Raw genomic sequence first — 25,581 nt, forward strand, 5'->3', positions numbered from 1 at the left:
TTGAAATGAGCGAGATATTCCTTCCCGCATCAAACGTAAAGGGAATAAGAAACGGTGTGGCGGAACTCTTTATAGATCCGATCACCAGAATCGAGGGTCACTTAGCACTGAAAGCTGAGATAGATGTGAATCAGAGGAAACCAAAGGACACGTGGGTTTCTGCTACTATGTTTAGAGGATTCGAGGTATTCCTTAGAGGGAGAGCACCGGAAGACGCGATAGCAATTAGTTCTAGAGTCTGTGGCGTCTGTGGTGCGAGTCACGCTAACGCAGCAACTATTGCAACTGATATGGCATTAGGCGCTGTTCCAACAGAATTAGGCGTTGTTTTGAGGAACATGGCCTTCGCAATGACTGACCACATTTACGACCATAGCATAATACTCAACCTCCTAGGAGGTCCCGACTACAGCGAGATAGTAGTAAAGAAGCTAACTCCAAAGTGTTGGGAGAGGGCACTTGAAACTGAAGCCAAGTACAGCGATATCCACGGATATAGGAAAATAGCTGACATTATGAAGGATTTGAACCCTATAGTTGGTAAGATATGGAAATTAACTGTAAAGTATCAAAGAATAGCGCGAGAGGCCGGCGTGCTACTTTATGGAAGGCACTCTCACCCCAGTACTTTAATTCCGGGCGGAATTTCGACTGATTTAAGTACCGCCAACTCGTTACTAGAGGCCTACACCTTTAGGTTAGTGAAACTCACAGCATGGGCTAAGTTCGTCACAAGCTTCTGGATGGATCTAGCTGACTTCTATAACACTGAATGCGGTTACGAGAAACAAGGCATGACCTATCCGAAGCCTACGTTATATAGCCCTGGTCTCATGGATGATCCAGAAACCTACAGCGCTTTAGGCGACAATTACATCGACATCTACAAGGAGTTCGATAAAGCAGCAATGAATAGAGGCACGCCATCCGGACTTTACATTGCAGGTGAACTAGTAAGCGAAAAGCCATCAGATATGCAGAGAAACGTTGTCGAGTTAGTTGACAGCTCTTTCTATGAAGAATGGAAAGACAAAACCAGTCTATTTACCAAGGAAGATCCGGCTGGTCAACCATTGGTCGGTGGTAACGAGGAGCTCATGTGGTATCATCCTTGGAATAAGACTACCATTCCTAAGCCCACCGACATCAATTGGGGTAACAAGTACAGCTGGGCTGCAACCGTGAGGATCTACTGGAACGGTAAGTTATACCCATTCGAAGTCGGTCCGATAGCTAGAATGTTTGTAACAGCTCATAGCCAGAGAAGAACGTGGGTAGAGAAAGCTGGAGGCGGCATAAAACATGGCGGAGGTAAAATAGAGGTAACTCTACCGGCGTCAAGAAACGTCGACGACTTACCGAAGGGCACTTGGGAAGAAGTAACCCTAACTTACCATGCTCCACCATTTAGCACTACCATCGAGAGGGTTAGGGCTAGAGCCTTTGCAATGTCTGTCGACATTGTCGAGACTTGGACTAACGTCCTTAAAGCTCTCGAGTACGTGAGCCATGGAAGAAGCAAAGCATCCAGACCATGGAAGACTCCTTCGTGGAGCCTTGGATATGGTCAATTAGAAGCTCCTAGAGGAAACGTCGAGCACTGGATAGTAGTCAAGAATGACAGGATAGCCAACTACCAGATACACGCCCCAACTACACAGAACGTCGGACCTAAGGGTCCGAAAGGAACCTTGAGAAAGTTCTGCTCCAACGAAGACTGGATTACGAGGAGTCCCGATGGATATTGCATGAGCCCCTTCGAAGCTGCAGCATTCAATACAGTGGTCACTGAAGAGATAGACGCAACTCAATGGAACGGCGTTGATTACGTCAGGGCAATAAGGAGCTTCGATCCATGTATCGCTTGTGCTGCTCACATAGAGTTCGTTAAGGACAAAAAGACGGTAAAAACCGTAAAGAAGCTCCTAGCTAATGCTTGTAGTATATAATCATTTTTTAATCATATACCCTAATGAAATAGGCATTTTAGGAGGTGATCTAGGATGAACGTTGGCGGATGGAGTTCACCATCGAATCTCTTCGGGTTCGCAGTGTACTACTTACTGGTGCCTAGCGTATTCATATTCTCTGCAGGAGCGGCATACAGACTAGTTAGAATGCTAGTCAGAGCTAGAATACCGCCTGCTCAAAGAAGGAAGTTCTCGTTCGGCGAAGCTGTAAAGGGACTTATAATGGCCTTCCTCAGACCAATAATATTCTCTATAACTAACAAACCCGACGACTTCATTGCTGGATTGGTACTACTTCACGTGTTAGGTGTAATACCAGTACTATTCCTACTCTCCGAGCACATTGCGTGGTGGACGTATTACTTCCCGCCCTACAAAGCTCTATGGATCTTCGCTGTACCATTAAGCGTGACGAGTAGCGTACTAACTGTTACAGCTCCAGTGATACCATCAAGTAACATGTCAACCGCGTTCGTTAACACTATCTGGGGACCGTTAACCGTACTATTGAACGGTGACTTACTAGCGATATTCGTATTAGTTGCACTAGGCTACAAGTGTGCCGCGAGGCTGACCGAAATATTAATGAAAGGTAACCAAGCACCCTACAGGCTTGGAGACTTCGTAGCATACGCGCTGCTCTTTGGAATAATACTTAGCGGATATATGGCAGCGAGACACTACCCTTCAGCAGATAGCGTTACTTATACGAATGTGTTAGGATTACATATATTACTGGCGGAATTACTCCTGATATACTTACCATTTAGTAAATATTGGCACTTCGTGTTTGGTTACTGGTATGGTAAGATTCACGAGTGGTATGATGTAGATATAAAGAGAGGTGAGGCGTTATGAGCTCCCCTAGTGGAACGGATATGAATAAGATGATGCAAGAGTTCATTGAAATGATGCAAAAGAACAAGGTTGACCTAGAGACCGCAATTAAGAAGGCTATGTCTAAAGTAGATGCCGTAATGCTTCACTACTTAGAGAACTGTATAAATTGTGCTGGATGTGCACCAGCTTGTCCATTTTACGAGGTTGGTCCAGAGTACAGCCCTGTCAACAAAGCCGAAGAAGTTAGGAAAATATATAGAAAGGAAATGACCATTGCAGGCAAAATCCTCGGCAAACTGGTAGGTGCTGAAAAGCCAACGGAGGAAGACATCGACAGATTGATGGATTTGGCTTACGCTTGTACTAACTGTGGCCACTGTTACTATACTTGTATGGTCGGTATTCATAGCGGAAAGGTCGTTGGCCTACTAAAGTCAATACTAACTGCAACTGGTAACGTTCCAACTTTGCTCGCAATGTTCGAGGCGCTAGAAGTCTATCAAATGTATAAGCAAGTTCCCGGATTAATGCAAGTTTGGCAGAGCGCTCTAGAGGAAGCACAGAAGGTAGCTGGACCAATAGAATTCGACAAGAAATTCCCCAAGGAAGATATAGGCAAGCCTAAGGTCTTCTTCCTAGGCTGGTTAACAGACGCCATGATGATGAGAGAAGGCTTTATATCCACCATAAAGATATTGAATAAGCTCAAAGAAGGTGGAGTAATAGACTGGACCATGTGGAGCGTTCCAGAGGGTATAAGAGCTCCAATAAGCGTAGTAATTGGTAACTCCGAAAACGCAGTAAAGGTGGTGAGCCACATAGCTAAGGTTATCGATGAATACAATCCCGATTACGTTGTAATGATGGACGGAGGATTCGTATATCCCACGTGGCGCTTCGAGATGTATGGAACTATAATTAAATCCCTAGGAAAGAAGCCAGAGTGGAAGATAATTCACATAACGGAGTTATTAGACGAATTACTAAAAGAGGGTAAAATAAAATTCGAGAAGTCCAATGATGCAATAACTTGGCACGATCCTTGCCAGTTAGGTAGACACTCCGGGGTTTACGAACCTCCAAGAAACCTCCTCAAGGCAGCAAGTACAGGATATCGCGATCTACCTCATAATAGAGAAATGAACTACTGCTGCGGTGGTGGAGGAGGGATTGGATGTATACTTCGAGAAGTGAGACTAATGATGAGTCAAATAGTTGGTATGGACATTAAGATACCACCTAAGGAAGAGGAGTTCGAGAGAAACGTTGAGAAGAAGCACCTAATAGCTGTTAGGAGGAAGATGGAAGACATAAAGAAGAGCGGTGCCGACATTGTGGCTACGGCTTGCCCAGCTTGCATCGAAACGATAGCTAGAGGAGTTAAACACTACGGTAAGGAAATGGGTATATCTCACGTAAAAGTAATTCACATATCCGAGTACCTAGCGGACAAACTAAAGGTCGTTGGCTGAAACGAAAATTTTCACTACTATCCCAACTTTTTATAAGTTTTCTTAATAAACAGGGCAAATCCTTGATATGTAGGGAGATATGTTTTTCGGTAGAAGGTGAGGAAGTAGACTTAAGTAGTTTCGTGTCTTTCCTTCAAACAGTAGGGGAACGAAATAATTGTGAAGTTGAAATAATACTTAACTTAAAAACGTTCAAAATGAAAACTAAAGTCTGTTGTTTTAAAAGTAAAAAGTTGATAAAGACTATAGAAATAAGAGCGCGTTCGCACCCAAATTTCAGACCCATTTCTTGTAAATCCAAAACTAGGAGTGAGGAACTCATTCCTCACTTTTTAAAATTACATTTGCGAAGAAACCGAAATTTATGTATAGGGATAGATATACAAACGTCATCGCCTTTCTGCTTAAACTCAAGCGACCTCAAACGCCACGTATTGGTTGTCGGATCCAGTGGCTCAGGTAAGAGTACTACTATTAAGAAAATAGTGAGCGAGCTATCGAACAACTTCTTAATTTTCGATTGGCACGGGGAGTACGATTTGGTTCATCGCAAGGTTAATTGTATTGATTTAAATGAGTTGTCGAAGTTGAAGGTTCACGAACTAATGGACTTGTTTTCAATAGCTTTAGACCTCAGCGACGCTCAGTACTACGTGCTCTTCAAAGTCGTTCAAGTCCTATATAAAACTAGAGAGAGGTTCGGGTTAATAGATCTCATAGCTCAAATACATTCATTTGAAGAGACCAGTAGGTGGATAAAGGAGACGAAGCATTCCATATTGAGAAAACTCGAGATGTTAAGACACGAGAGGTGTAGGGAAGGTGTAAAACTAGACGAAATACTAGACCTAGTTTCTAAAGGTCTAATAGTTAATTTAGAAGAGTACAGTGAATACGCCAAGAGGTTCCTAACTGGTTTGGTTCTCTCTTATGTATTTAGTGAATTATCTAAAAGGAAAATTCGAAAGGACGTGTACGTCGTTATAGAGGAAGCGCAAAACGTTGCATCAACGTCAAATTCGTATTCAATTATTGATAAAATTTTTCAAGAGGGAAGGAAGTACGGATTACACATTATAGCAGTAACTCAATCTCCCCGGAACTTAAACGAGGCTGTAGTAAAGAATACCATGCTCAAGATAATTCACAAAATGAACGAAGTTAGTGATGCAAAGTACATCGCTGAGAGTATAGGTAGACCGGAGCTGTGGAAAGACGTTATCTCGCTAAGAACGGGGGAGGCAATAGTTAGCTCTGGATCTTACGTTGTGAGAGTTTTCGTTACTCTAAGGGACAGAGCCGGAAGAAGTCTTCCCACTCCTCATCTGGATGGGGACTACAAGGACTTTTCAAACATTTTATAATTGAAATGGCTTCCTTTAACGTACTTTCTAAGCTCCTACTCGTATCTAAGCAACTAACTTTTCCATTGTATTCTTCAAGCAATATCTGGAAGTATGAACCAACGAGTTCCGCTTCCAAGTTATCACATATTTTCTTTCTGCAATATCCTTTGCTACTCATTCTTTCGTATAGAATTTTTACTGGTGCGTAGAGGTATATTACTTTTTTAACCTTTTCCGGAGGGACGAAATCAACTACTACGCCCTCTATTATCCAACAACCATCCAGTTTCCTAACGTATTCCTCTAACTTATCCATATCTACTACATAGAGAGGATCGCCACATGAGTCTCTCTCGATTTCTACATAAAACTTCTTATCTTTTATTAAATCCGTTACGTGAAGCACTTTGCAATCGATTTCTTTCGCAATTGCCTCTGAGAGAGTGGATTTCCCGCTTCCAGGTATTCCCGTAACGAGTATGAAACTCAACAGACGCTCACGTTGTAGGATTGAGGACGTTCACTCATAAAGCGTTCGTAAGAGCCTTAGCAATTCGGTAATCTAATGTGTTATTTGGATATTCGATAATTCCAAAGGATACGAAAGAAGTAGAGAAGATAGCAAAGGAGATCAAGGAAGGGGGCTTCAATTACTTAGAAATTAGCCTAGATTATCCAATACCTACTAAGAACGAATTTTTAAATGAAGTAATATCGAATATAAAGAATGAAGGCTTGAAGTTCTCGTTTCACGCCCCATGGAGAGGCATAGACTTAGCATCTCCATGGGAGCCATTGCGAAAGGGCGCTGTAAAGGTAATTGAGAACATCTTAGATATAGCTAGCAGACTCGAAGGTATGTATGTAGTTATTCATTTGACTACCTCTGAAAGGTTAAGTGACGCTAAGGACGAAATAGTAAATGCGGCAATTGAGTCTGTGAAGGAACTATTGGATGCGGCTAAGAGACTGGGCATAGATTTCTATATAGAAAACGTGGGAAAGCTCGGTCATCCCGACATCCTCGGACATATAATGGATGAAACTAATGCTGAGTTCTGTTTAGATATAGTTCATGCAATAGTTGATTTCTCTAAGCGTCATAAAATAGACCTAGAGAGAGTAGACGTGGATGACGTCCTAGAAACGTGGAAGAACTCCATAGGATCTAACGTTAAGTGTATGCATATTCACGGCTATACTCTCGACGAAGGAAGATTGAGGATTCACACTGGTCTTACTTATCCCATTACTAAGAGGGTTGCCGCGAAGTACATTACCTTATTTGAACCTCAGTACGTAACGCTCGAAGTATTCCATTCACCTAACGGACCAGCCTCTCCGCGATTCGTTGCTAAGGAGCTAGAAGAGATAAAGGGGTGGATGAAGGTATATAAGCGAACTTAGGAATCTCGCTCCGTATCTGAGTTACCGTTTCTTTAAAAATACGAATCGCTAATCGGATTCTTGATCTTTATAATGAGAATGTTGGAAGTGTGCGTTATGGAATGAGGCGACGGGGAAATTATGAGACTCGATTATGCTGAGACGTGATGAAGGAACCGCGGACTGATCCCCCGTCGCTCCGTGATAATTTCACTTGAGGCCGAAAATTAAAGCTTTATAGGTAGCTTTGGGAGCCTTATGCCCCTCTGTCCTTGGTAGCGACCTCTAACTGAGTAGTCCCTTAACACCGGTGAATCGGTTCTCAAGAAGACCAAGTGGATGAACGGAACGCCAGGTTTCACTCTAACCGGAAAGGAACTGCCAATTACCTCAATCACTATTTCGCCCTTGAAGCCAGCGTCCACTACGGTAGGTGGAATGTACAGTCCGAGTCTAGCGAAACTGCTCTTCAAGTTAACTAAACCTACCAAGTCGGGAGGCATTTCCACGTACTCCCTCGTGTGTAGCAAGACGTGTTCGTATGGCTCAATGACCATTCCTTCGTCGTCCATAATCCCTATCTGATAGTACTTCAATAAGTCAGTCTCCTCTGTTACGTCTAGCACGTCTTCCGTTCTCTTGAACCTAGCGTACTGATTGCCTATGGTTAGATCGACCCCGTTCTCCCTTATCTGAGCTTCCGTGAAAGGTTCGATTCTCATTAAACCTCTCTTTAAATACGATTTGATGCCTCCATCCGAGAGGATCAATTCCTTATTACACCGATTGAAGATAGAAACGAGTGAGCACAAAAACAGGATAACGAAGAGTAAACGTTACTTATGAGGGAAATAGTAGCTCGTTAGGATTAGTCTCGAAATCGACTTACCAACTATCCTTTGCGTTGCTCCTGAACTCATGTAGACGTCTAATTCTACGTCGGATTCTTTTACTAATAAGAGCTTTTTATCAAGGACAGTTTTTCCTTTAATTATAATAATCATGTTTCTCTCTGGGATTTGTTGGGTTTGATTTAGATAGATTACACAAGTATCGTTCTTACATTCCGAGGGGAAGCTCGAGAGCGTTTGGTTTAACTTCTCTTCAGTCAACATTGGCAAGCTTACGTTCCTATCGTTCAAGTTTACGGTGATGGTTCTATCTATCTCTTGGGTACTCGTTTTAGCACCAACCAATGTTACGTTCCCGTACATCCTTATTTTTAACTCGCTCGATGAGAGTACGTCCACCACTTCAATTGTTATATTAGAGTAGAGTGCTTTCCCTCTTAGAGCTAAGAGTCCGCTATTCTTTACTTCTTGATAATAAGAAACTTTGAAGCCCTTTACCATCCAAGGCGCGGTAGCCGCTAGAACGGAAGGGATTAATGAGAACGCAATTATTGCTAATACCCTTTTCTCCAAAGCCTCATCTCCTAGGCGTTACTACGTGCGGGATTCATATTTCCTTTCCTCACATGCCATTCTAATTAACTGGTAACGCTCTCAGAATATCTGGAGGTAAGTTATGATAAGAAGGAGAAGGAAGATCCCACTTACTGTCGATGATATTATGACAACACCTCCATTAGTAGTTTCGCCCGATGAAAACGTAGTTAAAGTTGCTAAGAAAATGTTAGAACACGAATACGGTTCGGCTCTAGTAACCGAAGAGGACAAGTTGGTCGGAATAATAACGGAGCACGACCTACTCTATGCGTTAAGTGAAGGAGAGAACGGAATTAAGCTGAAGGCACGAGACATTATGACCGAAGATCCTATAACTGTGAAAACGAAGACTGATATAATGGAAGCAATAAGAGTAATGAAAGACGCTAACGTTAGGCATTTACCAGTCGTTGATGAAAGGGGGAGACCAGTGGGAGTGGTAGCCTTTAGGGACATTCTAGAAAGCCTATTGCTCCTAATACATTTCTTCTACTGTTAAACTACAACTTATCAACGAGTTCCTTCGTGGGTTTAATATGGAACAGGTGGTGAAAGTTAAAGCTCGGTAAACTGAAAGCGTGGATATTACCTTCGGACGTTTTCGTCGTAGTATATGATAAAATAAGAAAAAGAGAAGGAGAAATGCTAGCGGCAGTCGTTCTCTACGAGACAGGTAAGGAAATGGGTGCGAGAATAGCTAGGAACTCTTACGAGAGAGTTATGGATCCTGAGGAAGCGATTAGAGAGGTACCTAAAATACTTGCATGGATAGGCATTGATTCCCTTCAAAAGGGCAACGAAATTTACGTTATGGACGCAGTAGGTCTCGCAACTTCGGATGAGGAAGGCGTATGTCACTTCGAGAGGGGACTGGTTGCCGGAATAATGAGTGGATTAACTAGAGCTCCCTGGGAGGGAATTGGTAGACTGGAAGAGGACGGGTGCGTGATTAAGTTAAGGATAGGTGGCTTAACCGAGAAGGAGGCAAAGGGACTTGAAGAGAGATTGCGAAATAGGGTTTAGAGGGATCGCTTACCTTGAAAACGAATGGAGAAAAGTAACTATCTTATCTGATGGCGATAAGTTAGACGTAAGGAGCTATGGCGATTCGTGTCCATGCGAAATATGTATTGAAGGCGATGATTTGTACCTAATTCCCGGCGCTATCGATATACACGTACACGTGAGGGACTGGCAGCTTTCATATAAGGAAACGATAGAGAGCGCGACCAGAGCTGCCCTTAAAGGAGGGATCATAGCAATTGCTGACATGCCCAACACTCAGCCGGAAGTTAACTCCGAAGAGTTAGTGATGAAAAGAATAGAAGACTTCACTAAGCGTTCGTATACAGATTTCGCAATATATTCCGGAGTCCCTAGCAACGAAGAGGAAGTGAGGAGAATAGCCAAGTTACCAATCTTAGGATTCAAGGTATATCCAAAGGATTACCCAAGAGCGAAGGCATTGAAAAATACGAACGCGTTCGTGATCGTTCACCCCGAGGACCCAATATACGTTAAGGAGTCCCCCGTTCCCGGTGATAGAGACTTCACTAGGAATCCTTATGCGGAGATATCTGCTATTGAGTTATTCAAGGACTTCCCCCGAGTACATTTCACGCACGTAACCCTTCCCGAGTCTGTAGATAAATTGAGAAAGCTAGGATCCACCTTCGATTCGACGCCTCATCACTTGTTACTAAGTTCTACCGATGAAAGGATCAAAGGTTGTTTGGCTAAGGTCAACCCACCGTTGCGTGATTACCGTAAAGTTAGGAAGCTACGAGAAGCCTTCCGTTCCAACCCTTGGATTGTTGCTACCGATCACGCTCCTCACGCACTATGGGAAAAGAAATTAAGTTTCACTGAGTGTCCTCCAGGTATTGCCAGTTTGGACATATCGCTACCTCTAATAGCTTCCAAGTTTTCCTTGGAACACGCAATAAAGGCCTACTCGGAGCTCCCAGCTAAGTTATTGGGCTTATGGCCTAAGTTAGGTGTGATAAGGAAGGGCGCGCAAGCGTCCTTCACGATTTTGCGCAAGGAGAGTTCAGTAGTTAATTGCGAAACGTTCGAAAGCAAGGCCAAATTCGGACCTTACTGCGGTTTCGCTTTGAAGTATACTGTTTACGCCACTGTAATTAGGGGTTCGCTTAGGTATTATTATGGAAGTTTTATGAAGAAAGACGTCTCGAACCTTCCGGGATACAGTTGAAGGTATTCTATATCCCTTCAATGATATTGATAGCGTACGTAGTAGTACCTTTAATAACTTTATTTGCTAACGTAAACCCAAGTAGCTTCGAAGAGGTCTTTAGTAATGAGTACCTAAGCAAGACTCTAAACGAGTCTATACGTACTACCCTAGTGGCTTCGGGAATCTCGGTCGTAATTCTCATATTGCTTGGAACACCCTTAGCGTACTTCTTGGCCCGCTCGCGCAGTAAGTTAAAAAACGTACTTCAATCTATTATTGATCTACCAATGGCGCTACCTCACAGCGTTATAGGAATTATGCTGCTACTGGCGTTCCAAGGAACTCCCCTCGGTTATTTACTTAGGGAAATTGGTATAACTATTATAGATAATATATACGGTACCATAGCAGTAATGGTGTTCGTGGGTTTACCTTTTTACGTCAATGGGCTCAGGAACGGTATAGAAGACATACCGGAGTCCTTGGAAATAGTAGCCAGGTCCTTAGGCGCTAATCCTTACCAAACGTTCATTAAAATAACGTTACCTCTTTCAAAAAGGAGCATAATGGTTGCCTCCTTACTGGCATGGGCTCGTGGAATTAGCGAGATAGGCGCCCTCTTAATTCTAGCTTATAATCCAATGACCCTAAGCGTGCTTGTTTACGAATGGTACAAAACCTTGGGATTGGAGTACGCGCTGACAGCTTCAACAATATTGGCTATAATTACAATAATACTCTTCCTCGTCGTTCAACAACTCCGGAGCAAGGGAAATGATTGAGATAAAGGGGCTAGTTGTCGAAGTTGAGGGTTTTCGCGTCGAGGTTGATCAAGTTAATCTAAGTGATAAGGACTACGTAGTAATTATGGGAGCGTCCGGGAGCGGTAAGAGTCTATTAATAGAAGCTATAGCAGGCTTCAGGAAGGTTGCAAAGGGTTCCATAAAGATAAATGGAATAGACGTAACGTCGTTGCCTCCCGAGAAAAGGGGTATTTCCGTACTCCCCCAAGACCTAGCGCTATGGCCTCATATGACAGTATATGAGAATATAGCCTTTCCCTTGAGGGTAAGGGGAATTCCTGAGGTCGAAGTGAAAGAGAAGGTGTCTGAGTTAGCAAAGGAGCTATCCATATCACACTTACTCACTAAGAAGCCACATCAGCTATCTGGCGGCGAGGCTCAAAGGGTCGCGTTAGCTAGAGCTCTAATAATTAAACCCAAGCTTTTGTTGTTAGACGAGCCCACGTCCTCGTTGGACCCGCGTACGCGTGGAAGAGCGATAGAGTTAATTAAAAGGGAAGTGAAAGGAAAACTTCCAGTTATACATATATCACACAATCTAATTGAAGCAATGGAACTTGCAGATAAAGTAGCTCTAATGGTTGAAGGAAAACTCTTAGAGCCTTTACCTCTAGAGAAGGCCTTGAGGGAATATCTAGAGGCGCATTTCGAGGAAATAAGGAAATTAAATGAGGTAATATCGAAATTAGAGCATTCTTAACAATAACTCGTTAATCTTCTCTCCTCTGTAGCCGGCTTCGCCGCCAGCTCCGTAGGGCTTCTTGGTACTACCTCTGAAACCTCCTCTAGGAGGATGGAGCCTGAAGACTGGTTTTATAACGTCTTGTTTATGGAGTAATACTTCGCCACTTAGTATCTTTTCAGCTAGTTCTTCGTAACTGTTAACATTGAACTTCTCTTTTAGTACATCTAAGGTAAGTCTCTTATTTCCTGGTAGTCTACCTCTCTTCTCCAAAAGTTGCGCTAACGTTTCCTTGTTTATTTCGCCCCAAGTTATCCATGCTTGCGCTTTCCTTAACATGCCTTCTAGTCCCGGTAAGTCCTTTGGATAAATTACGGCGTGATACCTTTTGTGCAACCTTAGGTTTTCTAAGGTCTTCTCGACGTCCGGTGGGACGTCTGGTTGACCTTTAATTCTTATTATAACGTAGGCACTCATGTCCTTCACCCTTCTTGCGGCTGCGTCCAGTCCCAAGGTGCCAAGAACCTATAGGTCTGTTTTAAGGCCTCAAGCGTGGCTTTGGCGAAGTTGTGTGTAGTCCTCGTCTCTCCTTCAGTATGGGTCCATACGTCCTTAAGACCAGCGTATTTTAGAACTGTTCTGGCTACATCGCCTGCGACCAATCCGGTTCCTCTTGGTGCTGGTTTCAAGGTGATTCTAACGCTGCCACTCTTTCCGTGTACTGTAAAGGGTACGCTGTGCGGTTCACCACACGTACATTCCCAGCTTCCGCAGCCTCTCCTTACGGGGATTATGTTGAGTTTCGCGTTAGTGAGGGCCTTCTGAATTGCAAACCTCATTTGCCTCGCTTTGCCCATTCCAAGCCCAACTAGACCGTTTTCATTGCCTACTACTATTAGTACTCTCAACCTAGTAATTCTTCCAGCATCCGTTACCTTCTGTACTAGGCTTACGTCCAATACTTCATGTTTGAGATCAGGGACAAGGAAGTCGACTATCTCCGGTTCCAGTATTGGTAGGTTTTTCTCGAATATCTCGTAGATGCTAGTTATCTTCCCTTCCTTTACCATTTTACCTACTCGGGTCTTCGGTACCCAAGTTTCCAAGCTTTCGGTTTGGTCCACTCGGACGCTCATTTCCGACCCCCTCCCTTTAACCCGCTACTTGTTTATAGTTTTCGAGGATCTTCGATTTCACTTCTTCGAAGTGACTTGGATAGTTCTCTGGGTCGAATCCATTCTTTAAGAGTACTGAGAACCTCTTTTGGAACTCCTCGGGGTTCTGTTCCTTTAGCATCTTAGCGTAGCTCGCTATGTGTTCACCCCTTATCCTCTCTTCAGACGGTGCGACCTCTTCCGACATAGGGACTTCTAAGCCTACGTCATTTGCAGCCTTGATGGCAGCGAAGACCCTTGCCCCTTTAGTTGGTTTGTGTAGACCTATATTGGGTGCGGCGTATTGAATGCCCTTCTCCTTTGCTCTGAGTGCAGCAAGCATACCAGTTAAGTAAACCGCAGGAAGGGAGTTACCAGAGCCCTTCCATCCGAACTTCTGTAGTTCCTTCGAATGGGCAGCCGCTACTACGACGTCGCCTTGGACTTGAGGCTTCACTATTTGAACCCATACGTACTTGTTAGACTTCCTTACAACGAATATTGGATGGCCGCTTAGGACTAATTTGTACCTTTTCCTGTAGTCAGTCTTTCCTTCTCTCCTTCTTCTCCTAGGTACCTTATATCTGGGTCCATGGGCCATTTCACTTCACCTCAATGCCATATCTTTCTCTTAGATGTAATTTCAAGTTCCTCAAGCTGTCGAATTCACCACCTTTTGCCTTTCTATATAGTTCCCTGTAGGTCCTTCTGTCTATTACGCCCTTGTCTCGTAGGTACTTTAGGAACCTCCTTATCTTCCTTATCTTGTTCATCCATACTTCCTTCTTGGGCGTTCTAGCCGTTGCCTTACCCTTTCTCTTACCATAACCCCTTCTCCTACCCTTCTTCCTTTGCTCGTGTCGAACCTTCCATCTACTCCTCGAATTTCCTCTCTCTGGTAGTACCTTGATGACGCCTTCTTCCATTAATTTCCTAACGTCGGCTTTAGAGACCACTTCGTTCAGTTCATCTAGCCTAGTTGGATCGATCCATATTCTACTTTCTCCTACACCAGCTACGCTAGCTGCTAACCTCGCCACCTTATCCGCTCTCATCCGAACTCACCTCTCGAAACTCGAACTAAGCGTTCGCTATCCTTATCCCGAGCTCTGCAGCCCTCTTAACTATAATTTCCCTTTTCCTCTTTCCAACACTGCTCGCTATGTAGACTATGTGTTTGCTCGCATCTACCTTTTCCAACTCCTTTTCGTTATGTATTACAATAGGCTCCAAACCGCTGGGATGCAGTCCTCTCACATCTTTTGGCGTTCTATATCCTATCTTTACGATCGGTGGGTATCCCTTTAGCTGAAGCCTGCTCTTGTTATCGTTGCCCTTAGGCTTCCTCCATTTATAGCCTCTTTCGAGCCTGAAGTACCTCCACCAGTGATATCTTATGAATTCTGGAAGATCGTTTCTGATCTTTATTGCTTTCTTCATTTTCTTCCTTCTCTTTTGTAAGTTTCTTAGTACTTCTTTGCGTTTAGCTAATACGTCGTTGGAGCTCATTTCTCAATCACCTCCTTCTCATAGATGTATATTCCATCGCTGAACACTCTTCTGTCGAAGTCCTTAATCTTAGTGGCTAGTTCTATATTTGCTGCAGTTTGAGCTACTTTCTCTAAATCTATCCCTTCAACTATTAGATCTCGACCCTTTACTTGAACCTTAACGCCAGGAAGGACTTTAGCTATCCTCGGGGCCTTTTCTCCGATGAAGTTCGCTATTTCAACTACGTCGCCCTTTACGTTAACGCTTATTGGGAAGTGTGAGAATATTATTTTCATTTTATACCTCCAGCCTTTGGTAACTCCGATTATCATGTTGTTTATATGAGCAGCAATCGTTCTAACTAACGCCTTCTTTTTGCGATTGGCAAAGAATGTCTCTACTAAGATGGCATCCTTGCCCTCTTCAGTCTTCACTAGTTTTATGTTAACGCCCTTAGCGTGGGAGAAGTCTCTTTCAAGCGTTCCTTTAGGTCCACTTACCTTCACTTTCAAGCCCTCTACCGTTACGGTCACGCCGTCCGGTATCTCTACTAAGTGATGGACCCACACGGCTTTAGCCATTTTTCATTTACCCATTGAGGGGTGTCTTACGGGGATTTAAGGACTCTTATGAAGCTTCTCGTAGGTATATTCCATTAACGAGTCTATTAAACTGCGTTCTTGAGAAGGACACTTTTCTAGTAAGAATAGTAGAGACGGAGGCTTCACCACTTTACTTCTAACTAAACCCTCGAGAGTTAAGTTGCCTTTAGCATTGTATTCCACTATGGAAGAGCGCTCGATCATTAGTACCTTATCCGATATCCATATGAGCTCGGGATCGTGAGTTGCAATTAAAGCGGACCTTCCTTCTTCTCTGAGCTGAATAATGTACTTCAATACTTTCCAATACGATTCGTTATCCAAGAAACTCGTGGGTTCGTCTAAGAGTACGTACTTTGGCTTGTATACTTCGATACTAGCAATAGTAACGAGTCTTTTCTGACCTAGGCTAAGTCTTAACGTTCTCTCCTTTGTAAGATGTTCTATACCAAACTTCCTTAACGTTTCAATAACTCTTGCTCTAATTTCGTCTTCGCTCATTCCCAGCGTCCTGAGCGAATACGCAACCTCATCGTACACTGTCGGGTTAAACAGTTGCGCCCCAGGATCTTGGAACGTTAGCCCAACGAGAGGTTTTAATCGAAACCTATCTTTGCTCCATCTTAGTCCATCTATTTCTAATCTCCCTTTGATTGGTTTGAGCAATCCGGCTAGAGTCATTAGTAGAGTCGTTTTACCGCTGCCCGTAGGTCCAACTAATGCAACTATCTCACCGGAATCTACGCGCACGTTGATGTCTCGAATTATAGGATACTTGTAGCCGATTTCACCGTTCTCGAAAATTAACATTATCCCAACCTCCTCGCCTCAAGAGCCATTAACCTTAGTTCTAAATAGAACCTTACCCTATATAAGAACATTTCAAGGCTCGATAATTGGTGTCTCCAAATTTCTTTCAAGAATAACTTCTTCAAAGTTCTAGATTCTCGTGCAGCTAATAGCGTTAGTAACGAGGTAGAGAGCGTTAATGCAACTAGAAGAACGTACTCATATAACGTTACAATACCTTCCGGTATTCCTAGGTCTACAAGGATTTTCAAAATATTAATTAAGCCAACTCTTTCTATATATAGACTTATTAGTAAAGTTGATAACGAAGATCTCATTGTAAGCGAGAGCCCTTCGACAAGACCGCGATCACCTAGCCCTGTCCACGAGAAAAGCGTAGTGATGAGACCTAGAGCGAGAGGATACAGGGTAACGCTAAACGGGTACTTCAGTGTACGTAATCGCGATCTTCTCTTAATCAGTTCCCTGAGTAAGAATGGAAGAGATACTAGTATCAGCTTATCAATGGATTTCTCGAAAGAAAGGTATATAGTTGCTGATACGTACAATAGGAACTCGATTTTCGATGTCCCCTCGCGACCTCGAGAGAGCGCATAAGAAAGCTCGCTGACTTCTTCCACGAACTTCGACGTAAGGCCTCCCATAATCTTATCACTTCTCAGCAGTTTTCGCTAATATGTATCCCACTGCGAATATTACTGAGATTCCTATGATGCCGGCAATGATGTAACCTATAGCATCTGGAACTCCCGGTACGGTGTAATCGCTGAAGGGGGTCCAGTTAAATTCCATTTCCTTTAAGTGAAGCGCCTCTGCGGCTACGTCTAACGGTTCATGGTATCCTACTAGGTCAGCACCTATTACACCGAAAAGCGGACTCACAAAGAGTCCTATTACTACTACTTGTAACAGCCTCCTATTCCTTAACACGTATTTTAACATGCGCCACCACCCCTTAAATAGGATTCCAGAAGTCCGACTCTCTAGCAGTTTTAACGGCAATCATTGTAATTAATCCCTCTATAATACCCAAAAAGAAGTGCCAAACGGTCATCACAGGAACGGATATTTCTACTCCAAAGGGAAATAGCGGACTTAAGCCTATCTCTATACCACAAACGAAACCTGCTAATGTTATGCCAAACCACGCTCCTAAGAAAGCACCGATAAGCTCACCGTTTCCCTTAAATTTATTCTTTATAGCGTTGTATACCAAATATCCGACCCACCCATCTACTATTGCCATATTGAGTAAGTTAGCACCGAGGGCAGTAATTCCACCATCGTGAAAGACTAAACATTGAGTTGTAATTACCATTGACATCGCGACGAAGCCTAACCATGGACCCAATAGAATGTAAGCCAGGGCCCCCCCCACGAAGTGCAAGCTAGTACCTCCTGGAAGAGGCCAGTTCAGCATTTGAGCCACGAAGATAGCTGCTGCTAGTAAAGTGGCCTTTGAAACGTTTTGCGGAGCCCATAAGTTGCCTTCCCTGATCTTCTTTATAGTTAGGTAAGCGTAGGCAATCGCAACAACGTATGTTAGAAGTACCCAGAGCGGACTCAAGTAGCCGTCAGGTATGTGCACAAATTTCACCAACTCGTGTACAAAATGTCATGCTTAAAAAGATTTTTAATATAAATATAAGGTTCTAATAAGAACCATTAGCAGTTGTTAAGCGAAAGGCATTCGACCTTAATAATGGAATAGAAAAGGAATATGCAGTTTATCACTCTAAATGTAAAAACGCGTTAAACTCGTTAAATGAAATTAGGGAGCAATTACGACCAATAGACTTCGTCACTCAATTAGCTATTCCTCTAAGGCGTTTTCTGAACGCTTCCATCCATTCCTCGTTAAGCTCGTCGTTATTCCAAGATGACGGATCTGAAACGCCTTTCACGTATAGGTAAAGAGTTCTCACAACTCCGTTCTCGTCTTGGAATCCTCTTCTAGCAATAGGCATCCAGTTAGGAATAGGTATCTCAAGCGTTACTATTCGAGTGCCGTCCTTAACTTCTTTCTCTAGCTTCCTTACTAAATAGTCTCTAATGACATCGTAGTATATGTAAAGGTATATGACTGTAGCTACGGATAAATCCACCTCAGTGAAGTCACCTTCAATAAACTCCACTCTGTTCGAAACGCCGTATTCGGATGCCTTCTTCCTCGAAATCGCCACCAATGCGCTATCGATTTCAACTCCAATTCCCTTACACCCGCTTAGCTTGGAGGTCAATACAACTATCCTCCCATCTCCCGAGCCTAGGTCAATCAGTACATCGTTGGGCGTTACTTTGGCGAGTTCTACTATCTTCTCTGCCGTTTTTACTGGACTAGCGATGTACGGAACCAACTTCTTCAAGGTAACTCCACCAAAACGACTAATTCCTTGTCTCCGATCCTTCGGGAAACGTTCTTGAGCGCGTCTTCCCCTTCTACTATTACTATTGCGTTATACTTCCCGATGGTCTTAATCACTTTAACGTTTTGGAGACCTTCCAGCCTATCTACGTCACCGCCCTTAAGCAGTAAAACGTATCGAGTTAGCTCCTTTACTATGTCAGGTAGTATGTATCCTATGTCTTTTATGGACGCAATTTTACCTTTCCAAACAACTAGTTTGTCCGTGTTGTTGGTTCTCATAAGCCTTACAGCGCACTCTAGGTCGGTTAAGGGATCGGTAGTGATGACCCTTTGAGCAGCGTAATTTAATGCTAAATCAGAGTAAGGGTCACCGTAGGCGGCACTTCTTAGTACGCTTTCATCAGTAACTAACTTCGAACCTACGAAAGCGGCTTCAGTGTCCATGTTGACTATCTCTGTTGCCACGTCAGCTATCGTAGCCCTTTCATCTAATCTAGGTATTCTCTTAGATACATTACCTAGGTTGAGCTTACCTGAGGGAATGAATTCCGTTAGCGCGAAAACTATATCTCTTATATATAGTATTCCCTTTAATTTGTTATCATGCGTGACTAGAACGTGAGATATTCTGTATTCTTTCAGTAATCTTAAGGCCGAAATCAAGTCCTTGTCTCCGCTTAGCTTCAATGGAGAGGGCGTTCCATATTCTTCCACGGTGGTAATTTCTAAGTCCTCTCCTTTCGCAACAGCCCTTACTACGTCAGTCTTAGTGATTAAGTAATTAATTCTTTCTTGGTCGTCTAGAGCCAGCGCGGCGCCTATACCTCCCTCGCATATTACTTTGGCCGCTTTCTTGAGCGAGTCCGTAGCTTCAACTCTCGGAATTACGGGGTTTTTCAACACGTCTTCGAGAGTTAGCATTCCTAACGTCCCTCGGCTAATATCTCATAGTACGTTATCAATACTACATCAGCTTTAATGGGAGATTACTGTCATAGAGGTAAACGTAATTCGTTACTTCATCTAGACCTAATCCTATTGCCTTAACGTTCACCCCAGATTTCATGGCTTCTAGTATCAAGTCCGTAATACCAGGATGTCCGTCTTCGAACGGTCTGAAACAACACGCTCCATCGAACCCCACAACGAAAACCAAGTACTTATCGTAACCTCTGAGACTAATCAGATCTTTAATTTGCTTCACGCCCCTTTGCGTGGGACAATCTGGCCACATACCTTCTTCATACTCCCCTTTGAGATCTGCGCTCTTTAACTCCACTATACCTATCTTCCCTTCGTTGGAAACTAATTGGAAATCGAAAACAGATGAACCAAACTTAGGAGCCCTCTTTATCACCTTATATCCCCTCAGCCATGGGAGCAAACCTCTTTCCAGTGCCTCTTTGAAAGCTATCTCTTGGATTCTCGTATCTAAAACTGCAAAGGAATCCATGAAGACCCTAGCTGCCACTAACTTACAATGCGTCCTCCTCCCTCCGTTAAGCGAACAGAAGCATTCGTTTCCTTCCCATATTAGGTCCAGAAGCCTTCCCGTATTGGAGTTGTGAGCTAATTTGATATCGTTACCAACTTTCACTTCAACAACGAAACGATTCAATTTTCTCAAAATAGAACATTTAATAACATCTACCCTAAATAACGAAACGAACTCGTTCCCACGTCGCGATTTAAGCGATGGTACCCAAAGAGGCATCAAGTTAGCTCATCCCATAGGGTGAGCTTCAAAAACTCTAAGAAGAAGGCTTTACGGCTGATGCCTATTGTGTGGATAGGCAGAGCAATTGGTCACACGCCTTCGGTCCTCTTAAGGAAGCTGGTTAACGATGAGAATAAAGTCATGGTCAAACTTGAGTTCATGAATCCTAGTGGTAGTATAAAGGACAGACCTGCCTTATTTATGATAAAAAAGGCTGAAGAAGAAGGATTGCTCAAGGAAGGCTCTACGATAGTTGAACCTTCTTCAGGAAACACGGCGATTTCATTGGCAATGTTAGCGGCCGCCCGAGGATACAAAATGGTTGCTGTCGTCCCCAAAACCACCAGTTCCAATAAAATAAAGATGCTGAAGGCCTTAGGTGCTCGAGTAATTTTCTCTGAAAGCGGAGTCCCTTTAGGTCATCCAGAGCATCACTACACTAAGGCCGTGAGACTCGCAAAGGAGAACGGTTGGGTAATGCTTGATCAATACAGAAACGAGGCTAACGTCAGGGCACACTACGAAACGACGGGCCCTGAATTACATGCCCAAGCAATTCAGCTAATGGGAGGGCTAGACGCTTTCGTGGCCGGTGTAGGCACGGGCGGTACAATTCTAGGCATTGGAAAGTACTTGAAGGAAGTGAAGGAAGACGTGAGAGTTATTGCCGTGGTACCTAGCAATACGCTAATTTCCAAATTCTTAGGACTCAATGGAGACAGAACCTTCCATTCGATAGAAGGCTTGACTGCTATGCCCGTTAGTTCTCTTCTAAGAAAATATAGGCACTTAATTGATGAAGTGATTGAAATATCCGACAACGAAGCTTTGGAGACAATGAAATTCTTGGCCTCAAGGGAAGGTATTATGGGAGGATTGAGTTGCGGAGCTAACGTGGCTGCGTCGCTCAAGCTTGCTAGAGAAGGAATTAGAGTTGCAACCGTCTGTCCGGATGGATTGATTAGGTACCTTGATAGATTGGAGCTATAAGTAAATATATACAACAAATACAACTTATGCGCGGTGATATCGTGAGCGACGTTTACGTGGTCTCAGCTGTCAGGACGCCTATAGGTAAGTTCTTGGGTGCCTTTTCAAACGTTCCTGCGCCAGACCTAGCGGCGATAGCAGTTAAGGAAGCCATTAGGAGAGCTGGTATAGAACCTAAGGACGTCAATTATTATACAATGGGTAATGTTATAGGCGCAGCTGTAGGTCAGAACCCAGCTAGACGCACCGCGCTCTTAGCCGGTATACCTCACCATATTGATGGCTTCACCATCAACATGGTTTGCTCCTCCGGCATGATGTCTGTAATAGATGCCGTTAGGGCGATCAAGCTCGGAGAAGCGAGGATAGCTTTGGCAGGCGGAATGGAAAACATGACTAGGGCCCCTCTATGTCTACCTCAAGAAGCCCGAACGGGTATGAAGCATCTCATTGGTAGGCAAGCGAACCTTATAGATACTATGGTACTGGACGGATTAACAGATGCTTGGAACTGGAGGATAATGGGAGAGGAGGCTGACGCAACTGCTAAGAAGTACGGTGCAAAGAGAGAGGAACTAGATGAGATAGCTTTCAATAGTCACATGAGGGCGGCTAAAGCTACGGACGATGGAATATTTAAGAACGAAATAGTACCGGTTGAGGTGAAAACCCGGAAGGGGGTAGTCGTAGTAGATAAGGACGAGGGAATAAGGAGGGATACTAGCATTGAGAAGCTCAGCAAGCTACCTCCCGCTTTCACTCCCGATGGCGTTCACACAGCGGGCAATAGCTCTCAGTTAAGCGATGGTGCGGCCGCCTTAATCTTAGCTCCAGAGAAGGTCGTGAACGAATATGGCCTCAAGCCGTTAGCGAGGATACTAGGTTACGATATAGTAGGCCTGAAGCCGGAGGACTTCGTTGAAGCACCAGTACCCGGTATAAGGCGCATTTCCGAGAAGCTCGGTGTAAAGCCGGACGACTGGGACCTCTACGAAGTTAATGAAGCGTTTGCTATAAGCTTGTGGCTTCCGCATCACTTGCTAGGAATACCGTACGAGAGAATGAACGTTCACGGTGGCGCAATTGCCTTAGGCCACCCGTTAGGCGCTTCGGGAGCCAGGATAATAGTGACCTTGATTAATGCTCTCAAAACACATGGACAGAATAGAGGCGTTGCCACCCTCTGTCACGGAACTGGTGGTGGAACTACGATAGCTCTGGAACTAGTCTAACCTTTTAGGAGATTCCTACATAGATATTGATACTGAGTCAGATTTGTTAATTTAATGTTAAGGATTGGTGGGCCCGCCGGGATTTGAACCCGGGGCCACGGGGACCCGAGTCGGGCGCCGACCCGAAAACCCTTGGGGGTACCGGCGTACCCCGCATCCTAGTCCAAGCTAGACGACGGGCCCACCGTTCCATAGACGACGCTATATTCTTTAAAAACCTATCTGTATGTCTTTCCATTTCGGTAATTAAATGAAAGTACTGGAGCTTTCTAAGTCAGACAAGTTTAATGAAATTCCTAGGGTATCGGCGGACGATCTAGAAAACACCTTGAAGAGGGAAAGCGTTATAGTAATTGGGAAACTCGAGGAAGTAATGAATTTCGCGAAGAAGCTAGATCTCAACAAATACGTTGAGAGACTTTTCATATGCCCAGAAGATCTCTGTCCTGAGGAAGAATTACTTAAGGTGGCCAAAGAAGCAGACAAGTGGATCTATACTTACTCCATAAAATTCGGTGAACTGCCTAAAGGTAAGGTGTCGAGGAAAGACGTCATCAAATCAATAGTCTCAATTTCGACTAAGAAGGAATTAGTGAAACTTCCAATAGTAAATGAAGGGGCGCTTTGTCTCTCACCCTATTGTACTAAATGCAAAGACGTGTGTAAATGGGAAGCCATAAGGTTGAGGGATAACTACGTTTCGATTGATCCCGATAAATGCGTTTCGTGTGGTGATTGCGTTGCCGTATGTCCTCAAAGGGTTCTTTCCATGCCCGGTTTCGATGACAGGGCACTAGGTCGTTTAGAAAACGTCAAGAAGATATGGTTGTTGGAGCCAAGTGAAATCTTCCCGGAAGCGTTTTCGAAAGAGAGTCTAGTTCTCTTTTGGAACCCCCGAGATGAGTTAGTGAAAATACTCCGATCCCTCGGTTTCGAGGTATGCTACGGAGGCGAATGTTACGAAGAGTTACCGGAAAAGCTTTCCAATTGCAAGTTCGTTCAATTGATCGATGATCAGCACGTAAAGAGACTTCGGATTAGAGGCTGGCCCGGTTCTTATAAGGTTAAGATAGATGAGAAGCTTTGCACCTTCTGTTTGCAGTGCGTAAACGTTTGCCCAACTCATGCTCTCGAACACGTTTTCTTGGATCCAGTTAGGAAATCTATACAGTTTTACCCCTCTAATTGCATAGGTTGCGAGGCATGCGTTAATGCATGTCCTCCTAACAAAGGAATAATTGAGATGGGAATTGATACAATAAGAGTCATTGAACTCGAGGAGGCGAACGAGAGCGAATGTAACTCAGAGACCTTGGTTACTGAAGGGGGGAAGGAATTCCAATGCTTCCTTTGCGGGAAACCGATCGACGTATCTCCTAGCTCGTTCATAGAGCTCTACAATACTCTCAAGACCCTCTCTACAATTGCAATGGATTCGATAGACTTGGAGACCTTATATTCAGCGCTGCTGCCCTTGTTGCAGACAATAGCATGTAATGAATGCTCAGATAAGTTAGCTATGGTAATTAATGAGAAGGCGAAGAAGGCTATACTTAGGTTGGCCTTACTCTACCTATCCTGTATATACCGGAGAAAGAGGCTGATACCGGGAGACCCCCTCGAAATCGAAGACTTGGTTGAGAAGCTGGGTCTGAGCACCATTAATGATCCTTGTTACGAGTGGGAACGAAGAATAGAGCTATTTAAAGTCGACGATTTGATAACTTGATATTAAGGTTCCTCGAGACGTTCAAGACGGTAGATAGTATATGGCTGGAATAGCGGGCGTCTTGGCGTTTGACCCGGCATGGAACGTTGCTAGGTTCAATTATTACTCTTTGTTAGCTCTCCAGCATAGGGGACAAGAAGAAGCTTGTATGTTTGTTAGCGACGGTACCAAGATAGAGTGGATTTGTGGGAAGGGTTTCGTGGATGAAGTTCTCCCTAGAGCTACTGAACTTCCGGGTTGGGCTTCCATTGGAGGCGTCTGGAGCGAAGTGCCCGGATACTACGGTTTCGCGGAAGGAGACGTTGAGGTCGCGGTAGTAGTGGATGGTAGAATATTTAACGGAACCCCGAAGGACGTGGCTACTGAAATTTCTATGGCAAGGAGCGAGGGAGTGAGCGGCGTCGAACTCGCTGAGAAGGTCTTAAGGAAATTCAAAGGTACCTTTTCGCTCTTAGCGCTCACTTCCGAAGGAGAAATTATCGCTTATAGGTCACCCCCAGGCTTGAGGCCGCTTCAGTTAGGTGGGTTCGGTTTCGATATGGCCGTTTTCGCTACGGAAAGCGTTGCCTTCGACGTAATCGGTGCTGACCTAAAGAAGGACTTCGACGCAGCAGAAGCTATTTACGTTAATCAACTGGTAATGGAAAGGAGGAAGCTCTATAACGTTCAGAAGAAACTATGTGTGTTCGAATATATATACAACGCGAGACCCGATAGCGTGATTGATGGTATAGAAGTATATAAGGTTAGAGAGAGACTTGGAAGAGAACTCGCTAAATTATATCCCAGAGACGTGGACGCGGTCGTTGGAGTTCCCGAAACGGCCCTACCCTTCGCTATCGGATATTCTAAGGAATCTGGAAAACCGTACGACATGGGCTTCGTTGCTACTGGGAGGAAGGCACGCACAGCGATAAGAGTTAACCTTATGGAAAGGGTCATAGGAGTTCAATTGAAGCTCAATCCAATAAGATCTGTATTTAGAAGAAAGAGGGTGTTAATAATAGATGATAGCGTAGTCAGGGGCTTAACCCTAAAGACAGTCATTCAAACGCTAAGAAACAGAGTTGGTGCCGTTTCAGTTGACGTACTTATTGGAAGTCCCAAGATCATTTCGGAATGCAGGTACGGAGTCGAAGTACCGCCAGCGGATCAATTAATAGCTTCCCAAATGTCTGATGAAGAGATAGCTAGGTACATTGGTGCCAGGAGCATTAACTGGCTACCTCCCGAGAAGTTACCGGAAATAATTGGCGTCGATGAGTCTCAACTCTGTATGGGTTGCTTTACCGGGAAATATCCCGTTGAGACCGAAGAAGGAAAGTGATTCTACGCCAGCGTCCT

The 25,581-nt window shown here is 44.0% G+C and carries 30 protein-coding genes and 1 tRNA gene; 14 read left to right on the forward strand and 17 right to left on the reverse strand.

The window, feature by feature from the left end; genetic code table 11:
- Positions 1-5: 5 nt before the first annotated feature.
- The 4 genes from EYM_RS00295 (at position 6) to EYM_RS00310 (ending at position 5,646) form a co-directional block, all read left to right on the forward strand.
- The gene (locus tag EYM_RS00295; protein WP_075049147.1) at positions 6-1,949 is read left to right on the forward strand and encodes a nickel-dependent hydrogenase large subunit; all 1,944 of its coding nucleotides are present in this window, start codon (positions 6-8) and stop codon (positions 1,947-1,949) included.
- A gap of 54 nt (positions 1,950-2,003) precedes the next feature.
- A complete protein-coding gene (locus EYM_RS00300) occupies positions 2,004-2,828 on the forward strand; it encodes a hypothetical protein (protein ID WP_083494953.1) in 825 nt (274 codons plus the stop codon).
- A complete protein-coding gene (locus tag EYM_RS00305; protein ID WP_083494954.1) occupies positions 2,825-4,282 on the forward strand; it encodes a (Fe-S)-binding protein in 1,458 nt (485 codons plus the stop codon). Before EYM_RS00300 ends, EYM_RS00305 begins: the two co-directional genes overlap by 4 nt.
- Positions 4,283-4,479: 197 nt before the next feature.
- A complete protein-coding gene (locus EYM_RS00310; RefSeq protein ID WP_236943465.1) occupies positions 4,480-5,646 on the forward strand; it encodes an ATP-binding protein in 1,167 nt (388 codons plus the stop codon).
- On the opposite strand, the gene EYM_RS00315 is transcribed toward EYM_RS00310, so the two are convergent.
- Entirely contained in the window at positions 5,564-6,118 is a 555-nt protein-coding gene (locus EYM_RS00315; protein WP_075049149.1) for an adenylate kinase family protein, read from the reverse strand. The genes EYM_RS00310 and EYM_RS00315 overlap by 83 nt on opposite strands.
- Positions 6,119-6,195: 77 nt before the next feature.
- On the opposite strand from EYM_RS00315, the gene EYM_RS00320 reads away from it, so the two are divergent.
- The gene (locus EYM_RS00320; RefSeq protein WP_075049150.1) at positions 6,196-7,035 is read left to right on the forward strand and encodes a sugar phosphate isomerase/epimerase family protein; all 840 of its coding nucleotides are present in this window, start codon (positions 6,196-6,198) and stop codon (positions 7,033-7,035) included.
- Positions 7,036-7,241: 206 nt separating this feature from the next.
- On the opposite strand, the gene dcd is transcribed toward EYM_RS00320, so the two are convergent.
- Positions 7,242-7,784: a dCTP deaminase gene (dcd, locus tag EYM_RS00325; protein ID WP_083494956.1), complete on the reverse strand. Its 543-nt coding sequence runs from the start codon at positions 7,782-7,784 to the stop codon at positions 7,242-7,244.
- Between the two features lie 66 nt (positions 7,785-7,850).
- Complete coding sequence (locus EYM_RS00330) at positions 7,851-8,438, reverse strand: hypothetical protein (RefSeq protein ID WP_075049152.1); 588 nt, start codon at positions 8,436-8,438, stop codon at positions 7,851-7,853.
- A gap of 103 nt (positions 8,439-8,541) precedes the next feature.
- Here EYM_RS00330 and EYM_RS00335 point away from each other — a divergent pair, with 103 nt between their 5' ends.
- The 5 genes from EYM_RS00335 to EYM_RS00355 all read left to right on the forward strand — a co-directional run bounded on the left by EYM_RS00335 (position 8,542) and on the right by EYM_RS00355 (position 12,162).
- A complete protein-coding gene (locus tag EYM_RS00335) occupies positions 8,542-8,961 on the forward strand; it encodes a CBS domain-containing protein (RefSeq protein ID WP_075049153.1) in 420 nt (139 codons plus the stop codon).
- Positions 8,962-9,104: 143 nt separating this feature from the next.
- A complete protein-coding gene (locus EYM_RS00340) occupies positions 9,105-9,485 on the forward strand; it encodes a hypothetical protein (protein WP_075049154.1) in 381 nt (126 codons plus the stop codon).
- Positions 9,457-10,677, forward strand: coding sequence for a dihydroorotase (gene pyrC / locus EYM_RS00345; protein ID WP_083494957.1), 1,221 nt, complete (start codon positions 9,457-9,459; stop codon positions 10,675-10,677). The genes EYM_RS00340 and pyrC overlap by 29 nt, the downstream gene beginning before the upstream one ends.
- Positions 10,674-11,441: an ABC transporter permease gene (locus EYM_RS00350; protein ID WP_083494958.1), complete on the forward strand. Its 768-nt coding sequence runs from the start codon at positions 10,674-10,676 to the stop codon at positions 11,439-11,441. The genes pyrC and EYM_RS00350 overlap by 4 nt, the downstream gene beginning before the upstream one ends.
- On the forward strand, positions 11,434-12,162 hold the full coding sequence (locus EYM_RS00355) for an ATP-binding cassette domain-containing protein (RefSeq protein WP_075049155.1): 729 nt from the start codon (positions 11,434-11,436) through the stop codon (positions 12,160-12,162). Before EYM_RS00350 ends, EYM_RS00355 begins: the two co-directional genes overlap by 8 nt.
- On the opposite strand, the gene EYM_RS00360 is transcribed toward EYM_RS00355, so the two are convergent.
- The 13 genes from EYM_RS00360 to sfsA all read right to left on the reverse strand — a co-directional run bounded on the left by EYM_RS00360 (position 12,148) and on the right by sfsA (position 20,283).
- Positions 12,148-12,621 (reverse strand): 50S ribosomal protein L30, encoded by a 474-nt coding sequence (locus EYM_RS00360; protein ID WP_174500662.1) that lies wholly within the window; start codon positions 12,619-12,621, stop codon positions 12,148-12,150. The genes EYM_RS00355 and EYM_RS00360 overlap by 15 nt on opposite strands.
- A gap of 5 nt (positions 12,622-12,626) precedes the next feature.
- A complete protein-coding gene (locus EYM_RS00365; RefSeq protein WP_075049156.1) occupies positions 12,627-13,280 on the reverse strand; it encodes a 30S ribosomal protein S5 in 654 nt (217 codons plus the stop codon).
- 16 nt (positions 13,281-13,296) lie between these two features.
- Complete coding sequence (locus EYM_RS00370; protein ID WP_075049157.1) at positions 13,297-13,899, reverse strand: 50S ribosomal protein L18; 603 nt, start codon at positions 13,897-13,899, stop codon at positions 13,297-13,299.
- 1 nt (position 13,900) lies between these two features.
- Complete coding sequence (locus EYM_RS00375) at positions 13,901-14,353, reverse strand: 50S ribosomal protein L19e (protein ID WP_075049158.1); 453 nt, start codon at positions 14,351-14,353, stop codon at positions 13,901-13,903.
- Positions 14,354-14,378: 25 nt separating this feature from the next.
- Entirely contained in the window at positions 14,379-14,807 is a 429-nt protein-coding gene (locus EYM_RS00380; protein ID WP_075049159.1) for a 50S ribosomal protein L32e, read from the reverse strand.
- Positions 14,804-15,370: a 50S ribosomal protein L6 gene (locus EYM_RS00385; protein WP_075049160.1), complete on the reverse strand. Its 567-nt coding sequence runs from the start codon at positions 15,368-15,370 to the stop codon at positions 14,804-14,806. Before EYM_RS00385 ends, EYM_RS00380 begins: the two co-directional genes overlap by 4 nt.
- A 36-nt stretch (positions 15,371-15,406) precedes the next feature.
- A complete protein-coding gene (locus EYM_RS00390; RefSeq protein ID WP_075049161.1) occupies positions 15,407-16,201 on the reverse strand; it encodes an energy-coupling factor ABC transporter ATP-binding protein in 795 nt (264 codons plus the stop codon).
- On the reverse strand, positions 16,201-16,845 hold the full coding sequence (locus EYM_RS00395; protein WP_075049162.1) for a hypothetical protein: 645 nt from the start codon (positions 16,843-16,845) through the stop codon (positions 16,201-16,203). Before EYM_RS00395 ends, EYM_RS00390 begins: the two co-directional genes overlap by 1 nt.
- 7 nt (positions 16,846-16,852) lie before the next feature.
- Positions 16,853-17,143, reverse strand: a complete 291-nt coding sequence (locus EYM_RS00400; protein ID WP_075049163.1) for a PDGLE domain-containing protein — start codon at positions 17,141-17,143, stop codon at positions 16,853-16,855.
- 13 nt (positions 17,144-17,156) lie between these two features.
- Positions 17,157-17,789 (reverse strand): energy-coupling factor ABC transporter permease, encoded by a 633-nt coding sequence (locus tag EYM_RS00405; RefSeq protein ID WP_075049164.1) that lies wholly within the window; start codon positions 17,787-17,789, stop codon positions 17,157-17,159.
- 217 nt (positions 17,790-18,006) lie between these two features.
- Positions 18,007-18,567 (reverse strand): methyltransferase domain-containing protein, encoded by a 561-nt coding sequence (locus tag EYM_RS00410; protein WP_075049165.1) that lies wholly within the window; start codon positions 18,565-18,567, stop codon positions 18,007-18,009.
- A complete protein-coding gene (locus tag EYM_RS00415; protein ID WP_075049166.1) occupies positions 18,564-19,490 on the reverse strand; it encodes a CBS domain-containing protein in 927 nt (308 codons plus the stop codon). The genes EYM_RS00410 and EYM_RS00415 overlap by 4 nt, the downstream gene beginning before the upstream one ends.
- Before the next feature lie 43 nt (positions 19,491-19,533).
- Positions 19,534-20,283, reverse strand: a complete 750-nt coding sequence (gene sfsA, locus EYM_RS00420) for a DNA/RNA nuclease SfsA (protein WP_157058691.1) — start codon at positions 20,281-20,283, stop codon at positions 19,534-19,536.
- Positions 20,284-20,343: 60 nt separating this feature from the next.
- On the opposite strand from sfsA, the gene EYM_RS00425 reads away from it, so the two are divergent.
- Together EYM_RS00425 and EYM_RS00430 are read left to right on the forward strand one after the other, a co-directional pair.
- Positions 20,344-21,276, forward strand: coding sequence for a PLP-dependent cysteine synthase family protein (locus EYM_RS00425; protein ID WP_075050553.1), 933 nt, complete (start codon positions 20,344-20,346; stop codon positions 21,274-21,276).
- A 41-nt stretch (positions 21,277-21,317) separates the two neighbouring features.
- Positions 21,318-22,508: a thiolase family protein gene (locus EYM_RS00430; protein WP_217221085.1), complete on the forward strand. Its 1,191-nt coding sequence runs from the start codon at positions 21,318-21,320 to the stop codon at positions 22,506-22,508.
- Positions 22,509-22,573: 65 nt separating this feature from the next.
- On the opposite strand, the gene EYM_RS00435 is transcribed toward EYM_RS00430, so the two are convergent.
- Positions 22,574-22,691 (reverse strand) — tRNA-Pro (locus EYM_RS00435).
- 67 nt (positions 22,692-22,758) lie between these two features.
- Here EYM_RS00435 and EYM_RS00440 point away from each other — a divergent pair.
- A complete protein-coding gene (locus EYM_RS00440; RefSeq protein ID WP_075049168.1) occupies positions 22,759-24,237 on the forward strand; it encodes a 4Fe-4S dicluster domain-containing protein in 1,479 nt (492 codons plus the stop codon).
- A 40-nt stretch (positions 24,238-24,277) separates the two neighbouring features.
- Positions 24,278-25,564 (forward strand): amidophosphoribosyltransferase, encoded by a 1,287-nt coding sequence (locus EYM_RS00445; protein ID WP_075049169.1) that lies wholly within the window; start codon positions 24,278-24,280, stop codon positions 25,562-25,564.
- Positions 25,565-25,581 lie beyond the last annotated feature (17 nt).

It is taken from the genome of Ignicoccus islandicus DSM 13165 (assembly GCF_001481685.1).
Taxonomy (GTDB): domain Archaea; phylum Thermoproteota; class Thermoprotei_A; order Sulfolobales; family Ignicoccaceae; genus Ignicoccus; species Ignicoccus islandicus.

Coding starts and splice junctions, on each gene's coding strand:
- EYM_RS00295 (WP_075049147.1), top strand. CDS start 6: ATGAGCGAGATATTCCTTCCCGCATCAAACGTAAAGGGAATAAGAAAC.
- EYM_RS00300 (WP_083494953.1), top strand. CDS start 2,004: ATGAACGTTGGCGGATGGAGTTCACCATCGAATCTCTTCGGGTTCGCA.
- EYM_RS00305 (WP_083494954.1), top strand. CDS start 2,825: ATGAGCTCCCCTAGTGGAACGGATATGAATAAGATGATGCAAGAGTTC.
- EYM_RS00310 (WP_236943465.1), top strand. CDS start 4,480: ATGAAAACTAAAGTCTGTTGTTTTAAAAGTAAAAAGTTGATAAAGACT.
- EYM_RS00335 (WP_075049153.1), top strand. CDS start 8,542: ATGATAAGAAGGAGAAGGAAGATCCCACTTACTGTCGATGATATTATG.
- EYM_RS00340 (WP_075049154.1), top strand. CDS start 9,105: ATGCTAGCGGCAGTCGTTCTCTACGAGACAGGTAAGGAAATGGGTGCG.
- EYM_RS00355 (WP_075049155.1), top strand. CDS start 11,434: ATGATTGAGATAAAGGGGCTAGTTGTCGAAGTTGAGGGTTTTCGCGTC.
- EYM_RS00360 (WP_174500662.1), bottom strand. CDS start 12,621: ATGAGTGCCTACGTTATAATAAGAATTAAAGGTCAACCAGACGTCCCA.
- EYM_RS00365 (WP_075049156.1), bottom strand. CDS start 13,280: ATGAGCGTCCGAGTGGACCAAACCGAAAGCTTGGAAACTTGGGTACCG.
- EYM_RS00370 (WP_075049157.1), bottom strand. CDS start 13,899: ATGGCCCATGGACCCAGATATAAGGTACCTAGGAGAAGAAGGAGAGAA.
- EYM_RS00375 (WP_075049158.1), bottom strand. CDS start 14,353: ATGAGAGCGGATAAGGTGGCGAGGTTAGCAGCTAGCGTAGCTGGTGTA.
- EYM_RS00380 (WP_075049159.1), bottom strand. CDS start 14,807: ATGAGCTCCAACGACGTATTAGCTAAACGCAAAGAAGTACTAAGAAAC.
- EYM_RS00385 (WP_075049160.1), bottom strand. CDS start 15,370: ATGGCTAAAGCCGTGTGGGTCCATCACTTAGTAGAGATACCGGACGGC.
- EYM_RS00390 (WP_075049161.1), bottom strand. CDS start 16,201: ATGTTAATTTTCGAGAACGGTGAAATCGGCTACAAGTATCCTATAATT.
- EYM_RS00395 (WP_075049162.1), bottom strand. CDS start 16,845: ATGGGAGGCCTTACGTCGAAGTTCGTGGAAGAAGTCAGCGAGCTTTCT.
- EYM_RS00400 (WP_075049163.1), bottom strand. CDS start 17,143: ATGTTAAAATACGTGTTAAGGAATAGGAGGCTGTTACAAGTAGTAGTA.
- EYM_RS00415 (WP_075049166.1), bottom strand. CDS start 19,490: ATGCTAACTCTCGAAGACGTGTTGAAAAACCCCGTAATTCCGAGAGTT.
- sfsA (WP_157058691.1), bottom strand. CDS start 20,283: ATGCCTCTTTGGGTACCATCGCTTAAATCGCGACGTGGGAACGAGTTC.
- EYM_RS00425 (WP_075050553.1), top strand. CDS start 20,344: ATGCCTATTGTGTGGATAGGCAGAGCAATTGGTCACACGCCTTCGGTC.
- EYM_RS00440 (WP_075049168.1), top strand. CDS start 22,759: ATGAAAGTACTGGAGCTTTCTAAGTCAGACAAGTTTAATGAAATTCCT.
- EYM_RS00445 (WP_075049169.1), top strand. CDS start 24,278: ATGGCTGGAATAGCGGGCGTCTTGGCGTTTGACCCGGCATGGAACGTT.